Source organism: Pseudomonas sp. UBA1879 (genome assembly GCF_002338065.1).
GTDB lineage: Bacteria > Pseudomonadota > Gammaproteobacteria > Pseudomonadales > Pseudomonadaceae > Aquipseudomonas.
The window spans coordinates 84,624-100,954 of record NZ_DDHJ01000025.1 but is presented as its reverse complement, the minus strand read 5'-3'; the positions used below and the strand labels follow the sequence as shown (position 1 = coordinate 100,954).

Annotated in this window: 14 protein-coding genes; 10 read left to right on the top strand and 4 right to left on the bottom strand. The window is 56.9% G+C overall.

Going from position 1 to position 16,331, the window contains the following annotated elements; translation table 11 throughout:
* Nucleotides 1-117 precede the first annotated feature (117 nt).
* Nucleotides 118-1,110 (top strand): glycosyltransferase family 2 protein, encoded by a 993-nt coding sequence (locus tag B3N48_RS26240; protein ID WP_296188678.1) that lies wholly within the window; start codon nucleotides 118-120, stop codon nucleotides 1,108-1,110.
* Nucleotides 1,107-1,445 (top strand): 4-amino-4-deoxy-L-arabinose-phospho-UDP flippase, encoded by a 339-nt coding sequence (locus B3N48_RS26235; RefSeq protein ID WP_296188676.1) that lies wholly within the window; start codon nucleotides 1,107-1,109, stop codon nucleotides 1,443-1,445. The genes B3N48_RS26240 and B3N48_RS26235 overlap by 4 nt, the downstream gene beginning before the upstream one ends.
* Before the next feature lie 65 nt (nucleotides 1,446-1,510).
* On the opposite strand, the gene lapD is transcribed toward B3N48_RS26235, so the two are convergent.
* The 3 genes from lapD to B3N48_RS26220 form a co-directional block, all read right to left on the bottom strand.
* Entirely contained in the window at nucleotides 1,511-3,457 is a 1,947-nt protein-coding gene (gene lapD, locus B3N48_RS26230; protein WP_296188675.1) for a cyclic di-GMP receptor LapD, read from the bottom strand.
* 8 nt (nucleotides 3,458-3,465) lie between these two features.
* On the bottom strand, nucleotides 3,466-4,161 hold the full coding sequence (lapG, locus tag B3N48_RS26225) for a cysteine protease LapG (RefSeq protein WP_414704289.1): 696 nt from the start codon (nucleotides 4,159-4,161) through the stop codon (nucleotides 3,466-3,468).
* A gap of 222 nt (nucleotides 4,162-4,383) precedes the next feature.
* Nucleotides 4,384-4,569, bottom strand: a complete 186-nt coding sequence (locus tag B3N48_RS26220) for a hypothetical protein (protein ID WP_296188673.1) — start codon at nucleotides 4,567-4,569, stop codon at nucleotides 4,384-4,386.
* Nucleotides 4,570-4,767: 198 nt separating this feature from the next.
* Here B3N48_RS26220 and B3N48_RS26215 point away from each other — a divergent pair, with 198 nt between their 5' ends.
* From B3N48_RS26215 to B3N48_RS26180, 8 genes are all read left to right on the top strand, one after another.
* On the top strand, nucleotides 4,768-5,550 hold the full coding sequence (locus B3N48_RS26215) for an ABC transporter permease (protein WP_296188671.1): 783 nt from the start codon (nucleotides 4,768-4,770) through the stop codon (nucleotides 5,548-5,550).
* A 2-nt stretch (nucleotides 5,551-5,552) separates the two neighbouring features.
* Complete coding sequence (locus B3N48_RS26210) at nucleotides 5,553-6,269, top strand: ABC transporter ATP-binding protein (protein WP_296188670.1); 717 nt, start codon at nucleotides 5,553-5,555, stop codon at nucleotides 6,267-6,269.
* A 68-nt stretch (nucleotides 6,270-6,337) separates the two neighbouring features.
* Entirely contained in the window at nucleotides 6,338-7,474 is a 1,137-nt protein-coding gene (locus B3N48_RS26205; RefSeq protein ID WP_296188668.1) for a hypothetical protein, read from the top strand.
* 118 nt (nucleotides 7,475-7,592) lie between these two features.
* Nucleotides 7,593-8,705 (top strand): acyltransferase family protein, encoded by a 1,113-nt coding sequence (locus tag B3N48_RS26200; RefSeq protein ID WP_296188666.1) that lies wholly within the window; start codon nucleotides 7,593-7,595, stop codon nucleotides 8,703-8,705.
* A gap of 197 nt (nucleotides 8,706-8,902) precedes the next feature.
* Nucleotides 8,903-10,342: a mannose-1-phosphate guanylyltransferase/mannose-6-phosphate isomerase gene (locus tag B3N48_RS26195; RefSeq protein WP_296188664.1), complete on the top strand. Its 1,440-nt coding sequence runs from the start codon at nucleotides 8,903-8,905 to the stop codon at nucleotides 10,340-10,342.
* 182 nt (nucleotides 10,343-10,524) lie between these two features.
* Nucleotides 10,525-11,646 (top strand): glycosyltransferase family 4 protein, encoded by a 1,122-nt coding sequence (locus B3N48_RS26190; RefSeq protein ID WP_296188663.1) that lies wholly within the window; start codon nucleotides 10,525-10,527, stop codon nucleotides 11,644-11,646.
* A gap of 211 nt (nucleotides 11,647-11,857) precedes the next feature.
* Nucleotides 11,858-13,063: an alginate O-acetyltransferase AlgX-related protein gene (locus B3N48_RS26185; RefSeq protein ID WP_296188661.1), complete on the top strand. Its 1,206-nt coding sequence runs from the start codon at nucleotides 11,858-11,860 to the stop codon at nucleotides 13,061-13,063.
* A 35-nt stretch (nucleotides 13,064-13,098) separates the two neighbouring features.
* Nucleotides 13,099-14,520, top strand: coding sequence for an MBOAT family O-acyltransferase (locus tag B3N48_RS26180; RefSeq protein ID WP_296188659.1), 1,422 nt, complete (start codon nucleotides 13,099-13,101; stop codon nucleotides 14,518-14,520).
* Nucleotides 14,521-14,689: 169 nt separating this feature from the next.
* Here the strand turns inward: B3N48_RS26180 and B3N48_RS26175 are convergent, their stop codons facing one another.
* Nucleotides 14,690-16,027 (bottom strand): DEAD/DEAH box helicase, encoded by a 1,338-nt coding sequence (locus B3N48_RS26175; protein WP_296188655.1) that lies wholly within the window; start codon nucleotides 16,025-16,027, stop codon nucleotides 14,690-14,692.
* Between the last annotated feature and the right edge of the window lie 304 nt (nucleotides 16,028-16,331).

The following is a 16,331-nucleotide window of genomic DNA, read 5'->3' as shown; positions in this document are numbered from 1 at the left end:
CGCTGACCGCTGCCCTCGATGACAATTGTTTGACGATGTCCGACCGACGGCTCGCGCTGTCGAGCTCATTCGTTAGAAGCACAGCCGTCGATTTTCGATTTCCGCTAAGGATTAGCAATGATTCATTCTTCAAAAATTGCTGTGGTCATCCCCAGCTACAAGGTCAAAGCTCACATCCTTGGCGTCCTCCAATGTATCGGTGAGGAGGTCGACGTTATCTACGTGGTCGACGACTGCTGTCCTGATCAGTCAGGCGAGTACGTCAAGGCCCACTGCACCGACCCGCGGGTCAACGTCATTCTGTGCCCGGTCAATCAGGGCGTTGGCGGCGCGGTGATGACCGGCTACGAGGCCGCGATTGCCGATGGCATCGACATCATCGTGAAGGTCGATGGCGACGGGCAGATGGACCCTGCGCTCATCCCCGATTTCGTATTGCCTATCGCCAATGGCGAAGCGGATTACACCAAAGGCAACCGCTTCTTCGACCTTGAAGAGATTCGTCAGATGCCAAAGGTGCGTCTGTTCGGCAACGCTGCGCTGTCGTTCATGACCAAACTGTCGTCCGGTTACTGGGACCTGTTCGATCCGACCAACGGTTTTACGGCGATTCACGCGAACATCGCCTCCCACCTGCCGATGCGAAAGATCAGCAACCGATATTTCTTCGAAACTGACATGCTGTTTCGCCTGAACATCCTGCGCGCCGTGGTGATCGACGTGCCGATGGACGCCAAATACGACGACGAAGTCAGCAACCTGAAAATTTCGAAGGTCGTGGGCGAGTTTCTGCGCAAGCACATCCGCAATATGAGCAAGCGCGTGTTCTACAACTACTACCTGCGCGACATGTCGCTGGCGTCAATTGAATTGCCGATCGGCGTGTTGCTGGTGTTGGCGGGCACGGTTTTCGGCCTGAACCATTGGATCAGCGCGCTTAGCTCCGGCGTTCAGACGACGCCCGGTACGGTGATGCTGGCGGCGCTGCCGATCATCGTAGGCACGCAGTTCATTCTGGCGTTTCTGGGGCAGGACATTGCCTCTGTCCCTCGCCGCGTCCTTCATTTGCACAAGAAGAAAAAACTCTTCTGCCAAGGCCCTAAACCATGATTTATTTCGTCGCGCTGATCTGCGTGTTGGGCATTGCTGCCGGTCAGATCCTCTTCAAACTCAGCGCCACCTCGCTGCATAAGACCGGCAACCTGTTCGACCCCGGCACCCTGATGACGCTGTTTTCAGCGTTCGCACTGTATGGCGTGACGACGCTGGCATGGGTCTGGGTGCTGCAAAAGGTCGAACTGGGCAAGGTCTACCCGCTGATGGCTTTGGCCTTCGTGCTGGTGCCCATCGGCAGTTACTTCATCTTTGGCGAGAAATTCCAAAGCCAGTATTTCGTGGGTGTCGCCGTCATCATCGCCGGGATCATCATCACTGTTAAGGCGTAACTCCCCCGCTTCTGCCGCCGGCGTAGGCGCTGCCGGCCAACGATCAAAAGCCTAAGTCCGCGCCTTTACTTCCAAGGCGCCGGATCCCCAAACAACTGCCCTTGCACCCCTTCGATCCCCATCTCCACGATCACCCGATGCTCTCCCTCGGTCTCGACACGCTCGGCGATCAGCGGCAGGTCGATGCTGTGGGCGGCGCGCTGCACGGCTTCTATAAAGAGGCGTTTGTGGCTTTCTTCGTCGATGGCGCGGATGTAGCTGCCGTCGATCTTCAAATACGCCAGCCCCAGGTGCGCCAGGTTGCCGATCATGCTGAAGCGCCCGCCGAACCGCTGCAGCGCCAAGGTGAAACCTGCGGCTTGCAGGCGACGGGTCAGTTTCTCCAGCACGGCCTGTTCCGGTAGCTGTTCTTCGCCGATTTCGATGGTCAGCCGCCCTGCCAGCTTCGGATGTTGACGCAGTGCATCGAATACCTGATTCAGCGCCGCCGGGTCGTTCAAGGTGGCAGCCGACAGGTTCAGCGCTAACGGTTGGTTGTGGGTGTGGAGGTGCTTGAGCACTTGATCCAGCATCAACAAATCCAGCCGGCTCGACCAGCCGAACCGCTCGATCCACGGCAGGAACCGCCCTGCCGGAATCGCTTCGCCCTGCTCGTTCACCAAGCGTGACAACGCCTTGTAATGCAGCACTCGGGTGATGTCCCGCGTATCGACCACTGGCTGGAAGAACAACTCGAAGCCGCCATGGGTCAGCGCATGGTCCAAGACCCGATGCCAGGTGTGCTGATCGTCGCCAGTCGGCGCGACTTCGCCATTTTCGACATAGCACCAGGTCTGCTCACCCTGGGTTTCGGCCTGAGTCAGCGCCTGGTCCGCCAGACCGAGCAGCGTCAGCGGCGCCTCGCCCGGGACGTAGGGCGCCAATCCCATGTGCGCGACAGGCGCCACATCGGACGCCCCGGTCGCACCGAGCGCTTTGAGCGCCAATTCCAGATCGCCGACCAGGGCCAGCGCCTCGTCGCGAGCCATCCCGGGCGCCAGCACGGCGAATTCGCCACCTCGCGAACGGCTGATGAGATGTCGAGTCTTCGGGTATTTCTCGCAATGTTCGAGCAGGATCTGCGCGACCGCGACCAGCAAGGCGTCGGTGCGCTTGCCCCCCAAGCGTTGGTTCAGACCGGCCAGATCCTGCACCCGCAGCAGCAGCAAATGCCCGGCGCGATGCTCTTCCTGATTGCTGACGTGGGCCTTGAGCTGCATGTCGAAATAGCGCCGGTTCGACAACCCGGTCAGGCTGTCCTGATAGGACTCGATGCGCAGTTTCTCGCTGCGCTCCGAGCTTTCCTTGAACAGCGCCTTGAGCTTCTCGACCATCTGGTTCATCGCCTGAACCACCCGACGCAGTTCAGGCGTGCGGGGCAATTCCGGGAGCGTGAGAAATTCGCGACGGGCAATCGCCTGGGACTGCGCGACCATGTAATCCAGCGGCTTGAGCTGGCGCCGCAACAGCAACGCCCCCAGCAAAGCGCTGACGATGCCACACAGCACCAGCCAGCCCAGACTGCCCAGCGCGCTCTGCCACAACTTGGCCAGCGCGAACATCGGATGGCTGACCACCTCGACCCGCGCCGTCGGTTGCCAGCCGCGGCTGACGACCCCCTCCCCGCCCCCCGGTGCCAGACCGATCGCGTTGACGAACCACTGCGGCACACCTTGATTGTCCGGCGTCGCGCTGCGCTCGACGATCACGGCGTTGGTCGCCAGGTCCACCACGCGGATGCTGGCGTAGTACCCGCTGTCGAAGATCGAGGTCACCATCAACTCGACCATCGCCGGATCGTCGATGTTGGCCGTCAACGACAGCGCGAGCGACGTCGCCGCATCTTGTGCATGGGACTGCAACTGATTGACGTACTGAGCCCGCGAGCTCTCCAGGCTGACGACAAAACTGCCCGCAAACGCGACAACCAGAAACAGACAGATAGCGATCAACAGCTGTTTGAACAGAGACATCAGTACTCCTAATTCTCAGGCTCGGTCGGGAAGCCTTCGGCGGCCATTTTTTTCAACACGTCCTGCCAACGCGACAGGCGCTTGGTATCGCCCACTTTCTTGTTGCCCTGCGCACCCGGAAGCCACAGCCCTTCGGCGTTGAAGGCGTACACCGGCAGCAGGTCCGGTCGCTCACTGGCAGGTTTGATTTCGTTGATGAGACTGTCGAGCACCAGCGGCATGGCGTTGGGGCTCGAATAATAGGTCAGGACCATGTGCGCGCGGTTCAGGCGCAAGGCCTTGACGTAAGTGATCAGCAGCTTTTCGCTGGGAACCCCTAGCCGGCGCAGGCTGAAGTACTTGGCGATGGCGTAGTCTTCACAGTCACCGGCGCCCTTCCACAACGATTCGATGGGCGTGGACCAATAATCGACCTCGTGCCACAGGTCGATGTCTTCCATGTAGCGCATCTGTTTATTGAAGAACTGATTCACCGCCGTCAGCTTGTCCATTTCGCTGACCTGCTTCTCTGTCGCCAGCAGGTTTTGCCAGGCGTCGATCCGCTGCTTGCCGGCCCCCAGCGGCCCGTACAACGCTTGCGCCCTACTGCTGATCAGCGCGAAATCCCAATCGGCACTCAGATAGCCCGCACACGCCGTGCACACCAGTGCAAGCGCAAAAAGCAACCACACCCCTGGGCGCTTGTGAGCTGAACGTACTGCCAATTCGTCGAGTCCATCAGGCAAACGGAAAACCGGAAAGCGATGGTGAGGGGTTGAAGGGGGAAAGGCAATGGCGCGGTGCAATCACTCGGTCGAATGCACTCAAAAAAATTAGATCGAATACGTCGGTGACATATAGCGAATTAATCTCAAAGTCCACAACTTCGCTCTGCCAGTTCTGCAAACTTTGCCCATATACTGGCCGCGCCTGAGTCGCCTGATTCTTCACCCGGTTGTATTTGCCAGCGCCCCATGTCGCGCAATGTGAAGGGTGAACGTCATGTGCAGGCCGTACTTACAGATGTTGAACACGGCGAGCATTCCCCACTTGCCAAGTAATGCTGCGCGCTGGAGCGAGTTGCCATCTGTCGGGCAGCACGACATTTCATATAGAACAATGGACTGACGCATATGGATACCCACCTACGGACACTTCAGAGCCGTCCTACATCCTTTCAATTTCTTTATATATAAACTCTCTGCCCGGCCCACAGCGGGGTTGATTCAGACCCTAAGCCAAACTGCCTCTATTCACTTATTCAGGTGTATTCGGCGTAATCATATGCACGATTTCAACTATATGTATCCATCGAGAGATAACCGGTGAAGATGGCCGATTTTCTAAAAAGAGAGCTTGGGACTTTTATTGAAGGCTGGCACGCCTGGTATTTGCTTGCGCTTCACGACGTCAAAGGCCGTTATCGGCGCTCGGTCATCGGCCCGTTCTGGATCACCCTGACATCATTGTTTTTCGTGGGCGGACTGGGGCTGGTGTATTCGCGACTGCTGAATCTGGATCTCAAGGAATATCTGCCCTTCCTGGCGTGCGGAATCATTGCCTGGACCTTCATCCTGACCTTCATCAACGAGGGCGCCAGCGCAATCATCAACTCCGGGCACATCATCAAACAGATCAGCATGCCGGTACTTACCCACATCATGCGGGTCGCCTTCCGCAACACGCTGATCTTCCTGCACAGTTGGATCATCCTGATCCCGCTCTTGATGTGGTACGGCTACCTGACCTGGTTCGGCCTGCTGTGTTCGATTCTGGGGATCGCATTGGTGGTGTTCACGCTGACACCTTTTGCCACGTTGCTGGCCGTGATCTGCGCCCGCTACCGTGATGTGCTGCCAATGGTCGCCAGCGCCTTGCAACTGCTGTTCTTCGTCACGCCCGTGATGTGGCACCCCAGCCAATTGGCAGGCTTGAGCGAAGTCATTTGCTACAACCCCTTCGTCTATTTCATCGACCTGATCCGTGAGCCAATGCTCAACGGCGTCTTCCCCGCAGCATCGGCCGGGCTGGTTTTCGCCATGGGCGTGGTGTTGTGGATCGCGGCGCTCGCAACGCTCTTCATCAATCGCAAACACATTCCTTACTGGATCTGATCATGGCTTACCTGATCGCAGAAGGCGTCACCGTGGATTATCCGATTCTGGACGTCGGCCGCCGCTCGTTCAAAAAGGACGCGCTGTCGTGGGTGACGGGCGGACGCATTGGCGAAAACGCCAAACACCATCTGAGCATTCGGGCGCTGGACGGCATCAATGTCGAGATCCGTCCGGGTGAGAAGATTGGCCTGCTGGGCCACAACGGCTCCGGCAAGAGCACCTTGCTCAAGGTGATGGCCAATGTTTATTGGCCGACCCTCGGTTCGCTTCGGTCATCCGGGAGAATCACGTCGCTCCTCGACCTGACCCTGGGAATGGAAGTGGAAGCCACCGGGTACGAAAACATCTTTCTGCGCGGTGCGATCCTCGGCGTAAAGCCCGGCGAAATCAAACAGACGATCAACGATATCGCCGAGTTTTCCGGACTGGGCGACTACCTCCGCCTGCCGCTGCGTACCTATTCGTCCGGCATGCTGGTGCGCCTGGGCTTTTCGATCTCGACTGCCTTTCCTGCCGACATCATCTTGATGGATGAATGGCTGGGCGTCGGCGACGCGCAATTTCAGGAGCAAGCGAACGCGCGCTTGAATGAGATGACGTCCAATGCGTCGATTCTGGTGTTGGCCTCACATTCCCCTGACTTGATCAACAGTATCTGCAACCGTTGCATCCGGCTTGAGCACGGAAAAATAACCGAAGACTTCCTCATCGGATAACCGCCATGAAAATAGCGATAGTGTCATCCTACAATCTCGAATGCGGCATCGCGCGGTTCTCCGAAGTCTTGTACCGCAACCTGACGAAGGACAATGAAGTTTCGATATTCGAACTTCCTCCGCAAGAACTCAAAAAAAGCTTTGGCGCGAGCGATGCGGAAGCCGACCAATACATCGGTGCGATCTGCGAACAACTCAAGACATTCGATGCCGTTTCCATTCAATGTGAATACGGTCTGTTTTCAGATTCGGTGCACGTCGCGATTCAGCGCATCAAACGATTGCTGTCAGCGAACCCGAACACCACGATCACGTTTCATACCCTCTTCAGCCGTTCCAGTTCCGCGGACGTTGCATTCCCATCATTGGTTCGATGGGTGTTCCGACCCCGCTCGACCGTTATGAACTTCGCCAGAAGTTGGCAATCCAGCAGAACCGCACGTTATGAACTGGGGCTCTTCCAGTTCATCCGTGAACATAAGATCAAAGTGATCGTACATACCGAAACGACCAAACGCGTACTCCAGCAGCGTTTCAAGTTGGTCAATGTCGAATGCCATCCGCTTTGCTACACGACTGAGCAGGAGAAGTCCGAATACGATCATCAGGCCTGCCGGCAGGAGCTGGTCACTCGGCTCGGTCTGAACGACGATGATCGACTGATTGGCGTTTTCGGTTTCTTCGGAGGCTACAAAGGCTTCGACTACGCCATCCAGTGCATCGCCCGACTGCCCGAAAAGCACAAACTGCTGATTTTTTCCGGCTTGCATCCGACAGCGATCAAGCAATCCGACACATCGCAGATCGACCAACTGGTCAACCTCGCAAAAAAACACAAAGTGTTGGCCCGTACGTTTTTCATGGGCAGCGTGGACGACACCGCGATGTACAAGGCGATTGCCGGTGTGGACTACTCCTGGCTGCCGTATCGCGAAGTCGGGCAGGAAGCGTCGGCCATCTGCAGCGAAGTGGCCGAGCTGTCGAAGCGGATGATCATCTCCAGAAACTTCGCGTTCGTGGATTACATGAAATTCAAGCTGCGTGACGACTATGAGTTTTTCGAGATCGGAAACGTCGAAGAGCTACGTCTCAAAACGATTCACTACGACACTTATCATCCACCGGCACTGTCGCTCTCCGCGAAGGACCACGCCGCGTTGCAGACGCAATTTTATGTCGCTCAGTTAAGTCGAACCGCCGTGTAGCCCACTACAGAATCGCTAACGATGCCGGGGTGTACGCACTTGACTGGAAGTGCCAGTCGCGAGTTCCGGCCTATGCAGAGACCTGCGCGCGTTTCGCTAAATGCCTGGGGCGCCTTTCATGTCTGCCAGAATGCCTGATGCCTTTTCAGTTTATCTGGACCTGCTTCGTGTCGTCGCCGCCGCCACGGTGATGGTTTCCCATTACCCGCTGACGGCTGGCCAGGCCGCGATAACAGACCGTTATAACTTCGGATATGACGCGGTGGTGGTATTTTTTGTGCTATCCGGCTACGTCATCAGCCACGCAGTGGACACGAAAGAGCGGGACGGCCTGACCTACAGCGTCAACCGCATCGCAAGAATATTCCCTGTGGCTGTCATCGCCGTGCTGTTGTCTTGGCTGCTCATGAGCCTGGGCAGCCGCATAAACCCGGCGCTCTACCCAGACGCGTTTCAACTTCAGACGCCGCTCTACTACTTCAGCCGTACGCTGTCATTCACCAACGAGTTCTGGTGGGACGATATCCGACCGTTCGGCAACGGCCCGTACTGGAGTCTGTCATTCGAGGTGTGGTGTTACGTCATTTATGGGCTGGCAATGTTCACTCGGGGGCATTGGCGAGTCGGCCTCGTGCTGCTGGCACTGGTGCTGACAGGCCCTAAACAGTGGCTGCTGCTCCCGATCTGGCTGACCGGCGTAGCCATTTATCGCTGCCGCGATCGTTTCAACCTGGGACGTTTCCCCCTGTGGTTAATGTGCGTGGCGCCTCCCGTGGTGTTCGTTGCGTTGCAGTTGAGCAACCCGCGGGACTGGTCGTATCCGCTGGTGGGGATGCACATCGAACGCATCTTCGGCCATGGACTGGATGGCGCCGCCAATTGTGGCTGGGGATATCTGCTTGCAGCATTGGTCGCCGTCCACCTCTTTGCTGTCCGTCGGATGTGCCTGTCCACGGGATTCAACGCCAATGGTCGTGCTGCAACGTGCATCCGACAGCTCGCCTCCTACACGTTCAGCCTGTATATCTTTCACTTCCCGCTGCTTATTTTCTGGCAGGCGGAACTGGGACCAACCGGGGATTTCTATAGCCCTGTTCTGAGAGGAATGGTTTATCTGGGCACGCTGATCCCTGTCTTCATTCTTGGGTATCTGGTCGAGCGCAGAAAGAAGGCTTTCCGGAAGACGATGCTCGCCGTTTTTGCCAATGCCAAACGGCTGATGCCCCCCTGACCGAAGCAGCTTCGGCTGCAGTTCTCTGGTATTCTTGCAGCCCTCCAGAATGAGACGAAGCCCCGTGAAATCGGGTTGAATCGGACGGCTTCGTCTCTGTGCTTTCACAGAGCCGAGCACATCGGACAGTGCCGCGAGCCCGCATGGCGTTGTTATTTCAAGTTGCAACCATTTGGCACTTTAAGGATTGAAAAAACATGGGATTGATACCCGTAATTTTGTCTGGTGGCGTTGGTAGCCGGTTGTGGCCCGTATCCCGCGAGGCCCACCCCAAGCCGTTCATGACGCTGCCTGACGGACAGAACCTGATTCAGAAGACTTTCCTGCGTGCGGCGGCGCTGGAAAACGTCTCAGAAGTGCTGACGGTCACCAACCGCGAATTGCTCTTCAAAACGGAAGACGAGTATCGGACCGTCAACACCACGGGTGTCGCTCAGAGCTACATCCTTGAGCCTTTTGGCCGCAACACAGCAGCGGCCGTCGCGCTCGCAGCCCTGCAGCTGAAAGAAGCTCACGGCTCCGACGCCCACATGCTGGTTCTTGCTGCCGACCACCTCATCCAGCACGAAGCCGCTTTCGCACAAGCGGTCGCCAATGCCGTGCAATTGTCAGAAAAAGGCTTTCTGGTCACCTTCGGCATCAAGCCTCAATACCCGGAAACCGGCTTTGGCTACATCGAAGCGGGAACGTCCATCGATTCGAACGGCGGCCTGCAAGTCGCACGCTTCGTCGAGAAACCGGACTTGGCGACCGCCGAATCCTATCTGGCAGCAGGCAACTACTTCTGGAACTCCGGCATGTTCTGCTTCAAGGTCGGAACCGTGCTGGAAGAGTTCGCCAAACATGCCCCGGACGTCCTTAGCGCCGTTGCAGTCGCAATGGAACGTTCGCGTCTGACACAGGCCGACCGCTACCGCTGCCTGGCGCTGGACCCCGCTTCGTTCGGCGACGTTCCGGACATCTCCATCGACTACGCGCTGATGGAACGCTCAGACAAGGTCGTGACCGTGGCCTGCGACATCGGCTGGAGCGACATCGGTTCATGGAACGCCGTCAGTGAACTTACCCCCGAAGACGAACACGGCAACCGCTTCGAAGGCGAGGTCCTGTCCCATGGCGCGAAGAACAACTACGTCAACAGTGAAGACCGTCTGACCGCGCTGGTCGGCGTTCAGGATTTGCTGGTCGTCGACACCCCGGACGCGCTGATGATTGCGCACAAGGATCACGCGCAGGACGTCAAGAACATCGTCGGTCAGTTGAAGAAATCCGGCCACACCCTGCACCTGCTGCACCGGACTGTGCATCGCCCGTGGGGTACGTACACCACCCTGGAGAACGGTGAGCGTTTCAAGATCAAACGCATCGTGGTCAAGCCCAAGGCGTCGCTTTCCCTGCAAATGCACCACCACCGCAGCGAACACTGGATCGTGGTAAGTGGCATGGCGGTGATCGTCAACGATGACCAGGAACTGATGCTTAACACCAATGAATCGACGTTCATTCGCGCTGGCCATAAACACCGCCTGAGCAACCCGGGCGTCATCGATCTGGTGCTGATCGAAGTGCAGAGCGGCGATTACCTCGGTGAAGACGATATCGTCCGTTTCGAAGACGTGTACGGTCGCGCCAACTGATCGGGCTCCCCCCGCACTTTCATGGCCGTCCAGCCGGCTGCCTCCAGATGATGGGTGCAGCCGGCCCCGCTCGCGCCCCGTCGAAGCCCTCTCTGCGAGCTGTTCAGTAAAAGTCGGCTTTCGACGGCGGGCCTTGCACGCGACACCGGCCACGCACCTGGATTCGTACGTTCGGAACAGCAATGATCAAAGTTCTCCATTTCTTCAAAACCTATTACCCAGAAACGCCGGGCGGCGGGATCGAGCAAGTCATTTTTCAACTGGCTCAGGGCAGCGCAATCCATGGCATCGAGCCGCAGGTGCTGTACCTCAGCGCCAACGGCTCGGCACGTAACCAGATCGTGGGCAATCATGTCACCCACCGCTCCAGGCAGGACTTACACATTGCGTCGACCGGTCTTTCGCTGTCCGGGATTCGGGATTTCAAGCAACTGGCGGCCCAGGCAGATCTCGTGCATTACCACTTTCCATGGCCGTACATGGACGTGGCCCACTTCGCGACCCGTCTGAAGAAGCCGTCGTTGGTGAGTTACCACTCGGACATCGTTAAACAGAAAACCCTGCTCAAACTGTATTCACCGTTAATGAACCGCTTCCTCGGCAGCGTCGACCGCATCGTGGCGTCGTCACCGAACTACGCGGCGAGCAGTGAAGTGTTGACCCGGTTCAAGGACAAGGTCGACATCATCCCTTACGGCCTCGACCGTACGACCTACCCTGCTCCCTCGCCCTCCAGGCTGGCGCATTGGAAGCAGCAGTTAGGTGAGCGTTTCTTTTTGTTCGTAGGGGCGCTGCGCTACTACAAAGGCCTCGACTTCCTGCTTGAAGCCGCGCATCAGACCCGACTGCCGGTCGTGATCATGGGCGGCGGCTATGAAGAGCAGGAGTTGAAGACGAAGGCCAAGGCGCTGGGACTGAACAATGTGACGTTCGTGGGCGGGTTGGGCGATGAAGATAAAAACGCACTGCTGACCCTGTGCGAAGCGTTTGTGTTTCCGTCCCACTTGCGCTCGGAGTCGTTCGGCATTTCATTGCTGGAAGGTGCCATGTACGGCAAGCCGATGATTTCCTGCGAAATGGGCAGCGGCACTACATTTATCAACATCGCGAACGAAACCGGCCTGGTCGTTCCACCGCGGGATTCAAGCGCCTTGGCGGCGGCCATGAACACCCTATGGAATGACCGTGCAATGGCCGGGCGCATGGGCATTAAGGCCGCTCAGCGTTACGAAGAAGTATTCACGGCCGAGAAAATGGTGCGGTCGTATGCGGCGCTGTATCAGGAGCTTGTGAGCGCCCACTGAGACCCGAATGGCGTCTTTGTCATCCGGACAATGTGCCTGTTACGCCATAGGTTTCAGAAAACAAACATCCTCGGCGTCTCTCATAAAAACAGCTCAGCGCGAGGCGCCCGGCATGTATACTCCCGCGCGCCTCATATCGCTAACGACGGTAACTCAGCCCCTTGTGACGCGGTGTAGTCCATTCACGATGTGTCAGAGGATTTGACGTTTAATGCGCCGGAAAGCCCATCTGTTTGCCTATCGAAGTCGATTTCAGCTTTTTTTTGTCACGCTATTCCTGCTTCTTTCTATCGTTCCGCTGATGGCAACGATCATCTCGATATGGAAACAGGACCGCATCGAGTCCAACCCTATAGTTCAGTGGTATCACGCTGTTGTGCAGCCTGTTCAAGAGCTGCGTCCACTGATTACATTTCCGCAATCGTGGGAGGGGCGCTGGTACGACAGCGACAAGAATTATCACCGCTTCGAAAAATGGTTCGGAGATCGTCTGGCCTTTAGAGACTTGATGATTCGCTCAAAAAACGAGCTCGATTACCGTTTGTTCAGATCATCCTCCCGCGTGTACTTTGCCTCGGGCAAAGAAATTTATGGCCGTCATCTTCTGGATATTGAGCTGCCGGCAGTAGAAAACTTTCTGACAACACCAGGCAACGCCGACTACGTGCGAAGAGGGATGATTAGCTTTACCCAGGCACTCAAGGCCGAAGGGGTCACGGTGTTATTCGTCACACCGCTGCAGAAAGAGTACTTTTGGCCAAACCGCCTTCCGTTCTTCGCACCCAAGCTAGACCGTTCGAGCCAGTTCTTCAGCCTCTACACGCAGTTGAATAACGAGCCACAACTAAACGTAGTGGATGTGGTTGGCATTCTCGACAAACTTCAAGTCACCACGCCAACGTTCTATAGACAGGACTTCCATTGGACCAATATGTCCGCGATGGCGGTTTCAGAGGATATCGTCGACACCATCGCCCGCTGGGAAGGCTCATCGCTGTCCTGGTCACACCCCATGGATTACAGCCTCAAGCCTTACGCCGGTTCCGATGCGCGTTTTTCCGCCCGTCTTTTTGCACGGGACTCTGTATTCGAGCCACAGCTGAATCATGCCTGGGCTGATGTGCATGAAAAAACGCCGATGGATGCCTCGAAGACCGGACTGGAGTTTGAGACGAATGCGATCACCGACAAAGGGTTACTTCCTTCCGCATGCATGTTCGGAAACAGTTTCAGCGACGGCATGCTGGAGGCGGGGATCGCGGACTACTTCGAATCCTTCACCAAGCTGGATCGGACACGCGACATGTCAGAGATACCGGCATTGATCCGTGGCAGATGTAAGTACCTGATCGTTCAGATCCTGGATTTGCAAATACAGCACTGGGCCGCGTTCCAGCGTAGAGGACTGGGCTCCTGAGCCCGCATCAACTGTCACGGTATTGGTAGCTTCTTATGGTTTTTTCTTCACCGGTATTCCTGTTTATTTTCTTTCCACTGTTTTATCTGGCTTATCTAGCGGTCCCCAAATCACTGAGAAATGGCCTGATTCTGATAGCAAGCATCGGGTTTTATGTCTTTGGGGCCGGGGCTTTGACGGCTGTTGCGATCGTCATGCTGGTGGCGAACTGGGTCATTGCGTTTTGCCTCGATGCGTCACGAAATCGCTCGCCAGGCGGAAGCACGAGCAAGGCGATCTTATTGGTCGCAGTGGCGCTGAACCTGCTTCCACTGGCGATGTATAAATACCTGCTGTTTTTTCTGCAGGTATGGATGGATACGACCGGGATGAACATGGGTGCCGTCATTGAAAGATGGACGTTAGCCCTGCCACTTGGCATTTCCTTCTACACCTTTCATTTCATCTCCTACATCGTCGATGTCTATCGGGGCAACATTAAACCCGAGAAAGCGCTCCATCGCTTTGCGATCTACATCTTCCTGTTTCCACATCTGATCGCAGGTCCCGTTGTCCGCTTTTCCGAGATCGCTGAACAACTGCACGTGCGTCGGCGAACGATTGTCGAGAGTGATCTGTTTTGGGGGCTGGTCATTTTCATTATCGGCTTGAGCAAAAAGATACTGATTGCCGATCCCTTGGGAAACGTCGTGACGCTGGGTCATCGCCCCGACCTCGTGCTGACCACCTATTCAGCCTGGCTGAGTTCCGTTTGCTACTCGTTCCAGATCTATTTTGACTTTTCCGGCTACACCGACATGGCGATCGGCATGGCCAGGATGATGGGGTTCCGGTTCCCGAAAAACTTCAATCGCCCCTACGCTGCGGCAAGCATCACCGAGTTTTGGCAACGCTGGCACATGACCTTGTCCCGTTGGTTCCGGGACTACCTCTACATTCCCTTGGGGGGCAACCGAGGCAGCAAAGCCACGACGCTGAGAAACCTGTTCGTCGTGTTCCTGCTGTGCGGCCTTTGGCACGGCGCCGCTTACACATTTCTCGTCTGGGGTGTGGGCCACGGCCTATTGATCGTCGCAGAACGTGCGGGCTGGATTAACTTGCGCGCACTCAAGTTGGGCAGTTTTCCCGTTTTCATCCTTGCCACGCTGCTTTGGGTGCCTTTCAGGGCTGGGAGCATGGAGGAGGCGGTCAGATTTTGGTCGGCCATGTTCGGGCACGGGAGTGATCTGCATCTTTGGGTCGCCAGCAACAGCGCATTGCAGGATTACAAGACGCTGGCCCTACTGGCACTGGCCGTTGTGATTTGCTTCGTCGGTGACGTTTCGTTTTATCGTCTGCGAGCAAAGGCTCTCCGCTACCGGAAATGCATCGCGCTGGGGTGTCTGGGGCTTTACCTGTGTTCCGCGATATCGGTCGTGGAATCAGGATTCAATCCGTTCATCTATTTCCAATTCTGATCGCAAGGCATCTGCTCGCGCATACTGGATCAAGCCAGTGTGCGCGCTGAAAGTTGAAGCAGTGAAGCTAGCCAAGCGCGTGATAAAGCCTTGGCACGGTATCGCAAGGGCAAGACGCTGAGACGACCGTTGCGATCGTCTCACCACACCTCAGCCCTGTGCCACCGCGTTAAGGCTTGCGCTTCCTCGGCCCCGTGTTGAACACAGGCACCTTTCTCACAGGTTTGGCCGCGGGCGCTTCGACCGCGACTTCGCCGCTGTCGACCCACTTGCCAAGATTGCGCTTGCCCCCGCCTCCACCGGTCTTGGGTTTCTTGGGCTTTTTCGGCTTTTTGAGGATTTGCCCGGTGGCGTCTGTCACGGGGACGCGGTGTTCAGGAACGAAATCCGGCTCTTCGCGGCGTTGCAGGGTCTGTCGGGTCAGCACTTCGATGGCGCTGAGCAATTCGACTTCGTCCGCACAGACCAGCGAAATCGCCTCCCCTGTCTGCCCGGCGCGGCCGGTGCGGCCAATGCGGTGCACGTAATCTTCCGCAACGATCGGCAGGTCGAGGTTGACCACAGTTGGCAGGTCGTCGATATCCAGGCCTCGCGCCGCAACATCAGTCGCTACCAGAATCTGCACTTCGCTCGCTTTGAAACGGTCCAGTGCCCGTTGGCGGGTCGCTTGGGGCTTGTCGCCGTGAATGCCGTCGGCGTTGATGCTCAAGCCCTGAAGGCGATCCACCAGCTGGTCGACGCCTACGCGGGTTTTGGCAAACACCAGCACTTGGCTCCAGCGGTGCTTTTTCAGCAGATGTATGAACAGCTCGCTTTTGCGCTTTTTGTCGACCGTCACGACCCACTGCTTCACCGACGACGCCGCCACGTTGCGGGGACTGACCTCAATGCTCAGCGGGTTGTCGAGCATCTGTCCCGCCAAACCGCGGATCGAGTCGGAGAACGTGGCAGAGAACAGTAGGGTCTGACGACGCTTCGGCAGCGCGGCGTAGATATCACGCAATTCTTCCGAGAAACCCAGATCGAGCATGCGATCCGCTTCGTCGAGGATCAGGGTCTGAACCTGAGAGAACTTCACCGCGTTCTGACGATGCAAGTCGAGCAAGCGGCCTGGCGTGGCCACCAGCACGTCCACACCACGGCGCAGCTTCATCATTTGCGGATTGATGCTGACGCCACCGTACACGGCATAGGTTGTCAGCGGCAGATGCTCAGCGTATTGGCGAATCGCCTCATGCACCTGCTCCGCCAGTTCACGGGTCGGCACCAGTACCAGCGCGCGCACCGAATTGGCCGCGACCTTCGGGCCTTCCATCGTCAGGCGCTGCAGCAGCGGCAAGGCAAACCCTGCGGTCTTGCCGGTGCCGGTCTGCGCTGCGGCCATCAGGTCGCGACCTTCCAGCACCGGCGGGATGGCCATGGCTTGAACAGGCGTGGGTGTTTGGTAGCCAAGCGCTTCGAGCGCGCGCAACAGGGGTTCGATCAGGCCGAGAGAAGCGAATGTCATGGGATTACCGTGAAAAAGTCAGCGCATAAGGGGCTGCGAAGAGCCAATGGCGCGCAGTTTAACCTGTCTAGGCCATGATCTGCTCGCAACAGTGCAGCAGCAATCAGTACGAATAGCACAGGGTGAACGACACCCACTGGCTCTGCCGTTGTAATAAAAGATAAGAACCTTCCTAAAGCCGACGTAAGAATTTTCAAATAAACAACGTACGAGCGAGAAAGGTCCCACAGAATTCCAAGAAACATCCCGTGTTTAAACCCGGTAGACTTGCACACGCCGGAAATGAAAATCCCAATCATTTCAA

Bases quoted from the DNA above. Each gene is read 5' to 3' on its own strand.
- B3N48_RS26240 (WP_296188678.1), top strand. From the start codon at position 118: ATGATTCATTCTTCAAAAATTGCTGTGGTCATCCCCAGCTACAAGGTC.
- B3N48_RS26235 (WP_296188676.1), top strand. From the start codon at position 1,107: ATGATTTATTTCGTCGCGCTGATCTGCGTGTTGGGCATTGCTGCCGGT.
- lapD (WP_296188675.1), bottom strand. From the start codon at position 3,457: ATGTCTCTGTTCAAACAGCTGTTGATCGCTATCTGTCTGTTTCTGGTT.
- B3N48_RS26220 (WP_296188673.1), bottom strand. From the start codon at position 4,569: ATGCGTCAGTCCATTGTTCTATATGAAATGTCGTGCTGCCCGACAGAT.
- B3N48_RS26215 (WP_296188671.1), top strand. From the start codon at position 4,768: ATGGCCGATTTTCTAAAAAGAGAGCTTGGGACTTTTATTGAAGGCTGG.
- B3N48_RS26210 (WP_296188670.1), top strand. From the start codon at position 5,553: ATGGCTTACCTGATCGCAGAAGGCGTCACCGTGGATTATCCGATTCTG.
- B3N48_RS26200 (WP_296188666.1), top strand. From the start codon at position 7,593: ATGTCTGCCAGAATGCCTGATGCCTTTTCAGTTTATCTGGACCTGCTT.
- B3N48_RS26195 (WP_296188664.1), top strand. From the start codon at position 8,903: ATGGGATTGATACCCGTAATTTTGTCTGGTGGCGTTGGTAGCCGGTTG.
- B3N48_RS26190 (WP_296188663.1), top strand. From the start codon at position 10,525: ATGATCAAAGTTCTCCATTTCTTCAAAACCTATTACCCAGAAACGCCG.
- B3N48_RS26185 (WP_296188661.1), top strand. From the start codon at position 11,858: ATGCGCCGGAAAGCCCATCTGTTTGCCTATCGAAGTCGATTTCAGCTT.
- B3N48_RS26180 (WP_296188659.1), top strand. From the start codon at position 13,099: ATGGTTTTTTCTTCACCGGTATTCCTGTTTATTTTCTTTCCACTGTTT.
- B3N48_RS26175 (WP_296188655.1), bottom strand. From the start codon at position 16,027: ATGACATTCGCTTCTCTCGGCCTGATCGAACCCCTGTTGCGCGCGCTC.